Origin of the sequence: Pseudoalteromonas sp. TAB23, assembly GCF_000498075.1 — a bacterium.
GTDB classification, from domain to species: Bacteria; Pseudomonadota; Gammaproteobacteria; order Enterobacterales; family Alteromonadaceae; genus Pseudoalteromonas; species Pseudoalteromonas arctica.
Map to the genome: position 1 here is coordinate 1 of NZ_AUTP01000254.1, position 6,545 is coordinate 6,545.

Consider the following 6,545-nt stretch of genomic DNA (forward strand, 5'->3'; position numbering starts at 1 on the left):
CGCTGCTATTAGCGTTGTATATCCACATATGAACTCAATTGGTGGCGACAGCTTTTGGCTTATCGATAACCCAAACCAAAAAACGCCTACCGCTATTGACGCCTGCGGCCGCGCAGCAACTAATACAACGGCGTATAACTCGCTCACGCAAATACCAGAGCGCGGCGGATTAAGCGCACTAACTCAAGCGGGTACAATTCGCGGTTGGCAAAAGGCGCTTGAACTAGATGAGCACGCAGCACTACCACTGTCAAAAATTTTAGCACCCGCTATTGACCTTGCTCGCGAGGGCTTTACCGTTACAAAAAGCTTGCAAGCAGGCTGCGAAAAGCTAGCCGCTGTTAACAATACTAATGACGCGTTTAAAAGCCTCTACATACCTAATGGCAAGCCCTTACAAGCAGGTCAACATTTTAAAAACCCTAAACTTGCAGCAACGTTTGAATACCTAGCAAAACATGGTTTAAACGCATTTTATGAAGGCGCACTTGCCAACTCATTTGCCGCAGACTTAGCAAAAGCAGGCAGCTCAATTACCGCAGGTGACATTGCAAATACTAAAGCCGAGGTAGTTACTGCGCTAAATGCTAACTTATCAGGTATTGATTGCTACAACTTACCCGCGCCAACACAGGGCGTGCATTCACTACAAATAATTGGTGCCGTAAATAAGTTAAAGCATTTAGCTAAAACCGATGCCGACTGGACGCACTTAATTGTTGAGGCAACTAAACAAAGCTTTACCCATCGCCCTACTCTTTGGGCTGACCCTGAAGTATTAGGGGACGATTATAAAAACGCACTAACCGATAATCGCTTAAGCGAACTTGCTAACAATATTGATATGAGTAAAGCCAAAAAATGGCCATTTAACGCAGAGCCTGGCGATACTGTGTGGATGGCTGCAAGAGATAAAAACGGGCAATTAGTAAGCTTTATTCAAAGTATTTACTGGGAATTTGGCAGCGGAATACTAATGAGCGAAGGCGGCTTTGTGTGGAATAACCGAGGTTTAAGCTTTAGTTTAAACAATGAAGATATTGATGCGAGTAACAATATTAACGCCCTTGCGCCAGATAAAAAGCCAGCTCATACACTTAACCCAGCAATGGCAAAGTTTAGCGATGGTCGTCGACTTGCTTACGGAACAATGGGCGGAGAAGGGCAACCACAAACTCAAGCCGCTGTTTTTGCAGGCTACGCATGGCGAAATAAATCAATAAAACAAGCGATTAGCGACCCTCGTTGGTTACTTGGACGTACATGGGGCGATACAAGTACAAATTTAAAAATTGAAAAAGGGTTAGTTTTTCATATAGAACATGAATTAAATCAACGTGACCACGATTGGGTAAGCGTTGATAATAATAGCGAAATGATGGGGCACGCTGGGGCTATTTTAGATACACCTACAAGCCTTGAAGCTGCAACAGATCCTCGTTCAGATGGACGTGCAACAGTAACTACAGCAGGAACACAATGTTAGAAATAATAAACCAATGGCCAATAGTAGCGGCCTTAATAGCAACCGGTATTTTTGCCGGAATTTTAGCAGGACTTTTTGGTGTAGGCGGCGGTATTGTTATCGTACCTGTGCTGTATTTTTTACTGCAAGGTTTTGGCGTAAGCCCAGAGTCGGCAATGATGATAGCCACCGCCACATCACTTGCAACCATAGTACCTACTTCGCTTTCATCTATTCGCTCGCATCATAGCAAAGGAAATATTGACCTTGCGCTAATAAAATACTGGGCACCGTTTATATTAGTTATGGCGGTAGTCGGTAGTATTATTGCTCATTCCGTTCGCGGTAACGCATTAGTGCTCATGTTTGCCTGCATTGCCATTTTGGTAAGCCTTAATATGTTATTTAGAGCCGGCGCACCCGCGCTTGTAAAACAACTGCCAGGTAAATTTGGTCAAGGCGTTATGGCAAGTATTGTAGGTGGTTTGTCGGTAATGATTGGCATAGGCGGCGGTACTATTGGCGTACCTATGCTAAACGCATTTAATGTACGCGCCCATGTTGCAGTAGGAACTGCGGCCGTTTTTGGTTTATTGATTGCGCTACCAGGTGTTATTACCTTATTAAGTATTGGCACAACGCCAACCGATGCTCCCCTAGGTACGTGGGGGTTGGTTAACCTCCCTGCCTTTTTCCTTATTATTCCGCTGACTATTTTATTTGCACCTATTGGCGTAAAAATTGGTAGCAAGCTGGATCAAAAACAACTAAAACGCGCTTTTGCCGTTGTCTTAATGATAACCGGCATTCGCATGCTCATTCAGACTCTGGGAGCCTAAAATATGTTTAATAACACGCAAGTTCAAACCTTAAACCCACCACAGCGTTTATTAATGGGACCAGGCCCTATTAATGCAGATCCTCGTGTTTTACGTGCTATGTCGGCGCAGCTTATAGGTCAATACGACCCAGTAATGACCGGTTTTATGAACGAAACCATGGCGCGTTACCGCGAAATTTTTAAAACTAAAAACGAATGGACCATGCTAATAGATGGCACATCGCGCGCAGGGATTGAAGCCGTATTATGCTCAATTTTACGCCCAGGCGATAAAGTACTAGTGCCAATTATGGGGCGTTTTGGTCACCTACTTGCTGAAATAGCAGAACGCGTTGGCGCAAAGGTGCACACAATAGAAGTACCGTGGGGCGAAGTGTTTACGCCAGAACAAATCGAAAAAGCCATTGTTGATGTAAAACCCCATGTGCTTGCCATGGTACAAGGCGATACATCCACCACCATGAACCAACCTCTTGAGCATATTGGCGATATTTGCCAAAAGCACGATGTACTATTTTATTGCGATGCCACCGCCTCNCCTGCCGATGAGTGGAAACTCGATGCACTTTCTGTTGGCCTACAAAAGTGTTTAGGCGGACCTTCTGGGTCAGCGCCATTGACACTAAGCGACAAATGCGCCGAGTGGATCCAAAAACGTAAAAAGGTAGAAGCAGGCATCCGCACTGCCGATCATACCGATGGCACAGAACCCTTTGTGCGCTCTAACTATTTTGATTTAGGTATGATCATGAATTACTGGGGAGAGGAGCGCCTAAATCATCATACCGAAGCCACCAGCATGCTGTATTGCGCCTCAGAATGCGCCCGCATAGTAATTGAAGAAGGCGTGGATAACTGCGTAGCGCGCCACAAATTACATGGCGATGCCATGCTAACAGGCATTCAAGCGCTCGGCTTAAATGTATTTGGCGATTTAACGCATAAAATGAACAACGTACTGGGTGTTTATATACCCGAGGGCATTAATGCCGATCACGTGCGCGGACAAATGCTAACCGATTTTGGAATAGAAATTGGCACCTCGTTTGGGCCACTGCATGGCAAAATTTGGCGTATTGGCACCATGGGTTACAACGCCCGCAAAGATGCTGTATTACAAACACTTGCAAGCTTAGACGCTTGCTTACATGCCAACGGTTACAAAGGCCCTAAAGNCCGCCATTGCCGCCCTTGCTCACTATAAATAAAAAAGGATTTAGCATGACGATTGTAAGCCCACAACACAGCCCTTTATTAGACAAAGAACTTGCTGATGAATACGCAACACGCGCTTTATCTCGCTGTAAAACCCTCAGCGCACTATCGCAAATGCAAGGCGGTATTCACCGCGTGTACTTATCAAAAGAGCACAAAGAGTGTAACGCCGTTACTGCATCGTGGATGGTTGAGGCAGGCATGCAATCGTGGCAAGACGAAGTGGGCAACCTTTGGGGGCGACTAAAATCATCAAACCCACATGCTAAACGTTTAATTATAGGATCGCACCTCGACACCGTACCAAACGCAGGTGCGTTTGATGGTATTTTAGGTGTACTACTGGGGATAGAAATTGCAGCGCTTGCACATAAGTTAAAGCTCGACCTGCCCTTTCATTTAGATGTAGTGGGCTTTTGCGATGAAGAAGGCACCCGCTTTGCCACAACTTTAATTGGCTCAAAAGCCCTCGCTAACGAATTTGACCCACAGTGGCTAAACATTGAAGACACAAACGGCATAACTATGCGCCAAGCCATGCTGGACTTTGGTTTAAACCCCAACGACTACGCAAAGGCCGCACTAAACAAAAACGAATTACTAGGTTACTGGGAAACTCATATTGAACAAGGTCCGGTGCTCGAATCGGTTAATCAGGCGCTCGGAGTAGTAACGGCTATAGCAGGTGCTAAACGCGCTATGCTTACCCTAACAGGGCAAAGTGGTCATGCAGGCACTACGCCTATGAATTTACGTCAGGATTCGTTAGCAGGCTGCGCCGAATTAGTAACCGAAATTGAAAAACTAGCAAGTAATGCTAAAAATGGCGAAGTTGCCACCGTAGGGCAAATACAGTCTCGCCCTGGGGCTACAAACGTGATTGCAGGCAAAACAACCATAAGCCTAGACGCACGTGCACAAAGCGACACCGATCTCGCTAACTTACTAAGCGCCATACAAAGCAGCGCTCAATCTATAGCAAGCAAACGCAATTTAACACTCGATTGGCAATGGACGCATGCCGCTGATGCCGTTGCGTGCGACACCACTATTCAACATTTATTTACAAGCGCATGTAAACTCAATAACCAAGCATCACCTTCACTTGCCTCAGGCGCAGGGCACGATGCAATGGCAATCGCTCCAATTTGTCCCGTTGGCATGTTGTTTATACGCAGCCCTGGCGGTATAAGCCATCACCCAGCAGAAGCGGTTATCGACAGCGATGTAACAAAGGCACTCAGTGTAATGTACAGCGCGCTTTTACTGTATGTGAAAGAGCTTGAGTGATTTTAAAGGAATCGAGTAAACCAAATAGATTAACTTGGTATGCTTAGGAATTTAAACCTCCTCAAAGTCATTTGGAGGTTATTACTGAAGGCAGGTAAATGCAGGAAAACGCAGGAATATACGTTATTTAAAGTAGCTTTATCGAGCTGCCCTTTGCTCTTTTAGGCTAAGGCGTTTATGTGAGCTATATACATGTTGAATGTTTGTACCATTGACCAAATATGCATCCATTTCAACGGTAATTAGCCCCGATAATGGCTTGATTTCTAGAACACCCAACTCACCTAAATTTGCAGATAGTAAAGTATTATTCCTAATAGCTAACAAAGTTTTGTCAGTATCTCGTAAGTCACCATTCACATATAATTTAGCACCACTAAACCAAGAGTTAATTATTTTAACTTTGATTGATTTAACGGTAAATTCAAAGGATTTTCTCATCAGATCTCCATACCCAGAAAATGTAATTATGACGTGGTCAACTAAATTCAGTCACCCTAGTTAAGAAACCATATCTAATGTTTCGGTTCGTTCTTCAAAGTCATTTGGGCTTTGATAATTTAAGTACGAATGTAAGCGACGACTGTTGTACCACATGCAGATGTAATTCATTACATCCTGTTGAGCTTCATAACGCGTTGGGTAATTTTTCCAATGCACGCGCTCTTGCTTCAAACTACCGAAGAAGCTTTCTGCAACAGCATTATCCCAGCAACAACCTTTCTTACTCATGCTACCAATGAAGTCGTTTGACTTGAGCAATCTACGATATTGATGGCTTGCATATTGAACCCCTTGATCTGAATGGATAATCAACCCTGCTTTGGGTTGGCGTTGCCACATCGCCATAGTCAGTGCGTCACAGACAAGCTGCGCTTTCATTCGTGAGCCCATGCTCCAACCAACGACTTTACGCGAATATAAATCAATCACTACCGCCAGATATAACCAACCTTCTGCAGTCCAAACATAAGTGATATCTTGTACCCAAGCTTGATCAGCGGCTTCAACGTTGAAGTTTTGCTCAAGTACATTGGGATAAATAGGCTTGTTATGGTCACTATTCGTTGTTACTTTGTATTTCTTTTTATAACGCACCCAGACATTTGCCTCTTTCATTAACTGTGCTGTTTTGTGACGGCTCACCGGAAAACCGAGTGCATTTAAGACTTTCTGAATACGCCTTTCACCGTAAGTATTATCACTGAAGTGCGCTATGTCCTTGACCCAATCAATCATTTCTTGATGTGTTGGATCCTCTGATTTAGTTGAATATCGCTTTTGATAACTATAGTAATTGTTACTTTTTACACCCAGTATTCGGCACATTACCGCCACAGGCCAGGTCTTCTTGTATTGGGTTATGAACGAGTATTTCACTTCGTTTCTTTGGCAAAGAAGACCGTCGCTTTTTTTAATATTTCACGCTCCATTTCTAGGCGTTTCACTTGCGCTTTTAGCTCTCTGATCTCTTCTTGCTCAGGGGTCAAATTACCATTCCCTCTAAAAGCCTGCCCATCATCATTTTCAGCTTCTTTTATCCACCGACCAAGCATGTTGGGATTTACCCCTAAATTTCTAGAGGCTTCTGCTTGAGAGTAGTTTTGCTCAACAACTAATGCGATGGCATCAAGTTTAAATTCTTTGGAATACTTTTTACGTTTTGTCATTATCGATCTCCAGTTAAGTTGATTATCTCTTAACTGGGGTAGTCGAATCCATTAAACCACGTCA

5 protein-coding genes and 1 pseudogene are annotated in these 6,545 nt (G+C 44.0%); 4 read left to right on the plus strand and 2 right to left on the minus strand.

The window, feature by feature from the left end; genetic code table 11:
* The 4 genes and pseudogenes from L654_RS0115315 to L654_RS0115330 all read left to right on the plus strand — a co-directional run.
* Positions 1-1,486, plus strand: a 1,486-nt coding sequence (locus tag L654_RS0115315) for a gamma-glutamyltransferase (protein WP_024608358.1), incomplete at its 5' end; no start/stop codon positions are given.
* Complete coding sequence (locus tag L654_RS0115320) at positions 1,480-2,304, plus strand: sulfite exporter TauE/SafE family protein (protein ID WP_024608359.1); 825 nt, start codon at positions 1,480-1,482, stop codon at positions 2,302-2,304. The genes L654_RS0115315 and L654_RS0115320, both read left to right, overlap by 7 nt.
* Before the next feature lie 3 nt (positions 2,305-2,307).
* Positions 2,308-3,514 (plus strand): annotated as a pseudogene (locus L654_RS0115325) (alanine--glyoxylate aminotransferase family protein).
* Between the two features lie 13 nt (positions 3,515-3,527).
* On the plus strand, positions 3,528-4,811 hold the full coding sequence (locus L654_RS0115330; protein ID WP_024608360.1) for an allantoate amidohydrolase: 1,284 nt from the start codon (positions 3,528-3,530) through the stop codon (positions 4,809-4,811).
* A gap of 138 nt (positions 4,812-4,949) precedes the next feature.
* Here L654_RS0115330 and L654_RS0115335 read toward each other — a convergent pair whose 3' ends face one another.
* Complete coding sequence (locus L654_RS0115335) at positions 4,950-5,252, minus strand: hypothetical protein (RefSeq protein ID WP_007584337.1); 303 nt, start codon at positions 5,250-5,252, stop codon at positions 4,950-4,952.
* 60 nt (positions 5,253-5,312) lie between these two features.
* Positions 5,313-6,481, minus strand: a protein-coding gene (locus L654_RS0115340; protein WP_139016089.1) for an IS3 family transposase whose coding sequence is annotated in 2 segments (ribosomal slippage) — positions 5,313-6,205 and positions 6,205-6,481 — 1,170 coding nt in all. Because the reading frame shifts where the segments join, the coding sequence is not laid out codon by codon here.
* Between the last annotated feature and the right edge of the window lie 64 nt (positions 6,482-6,545).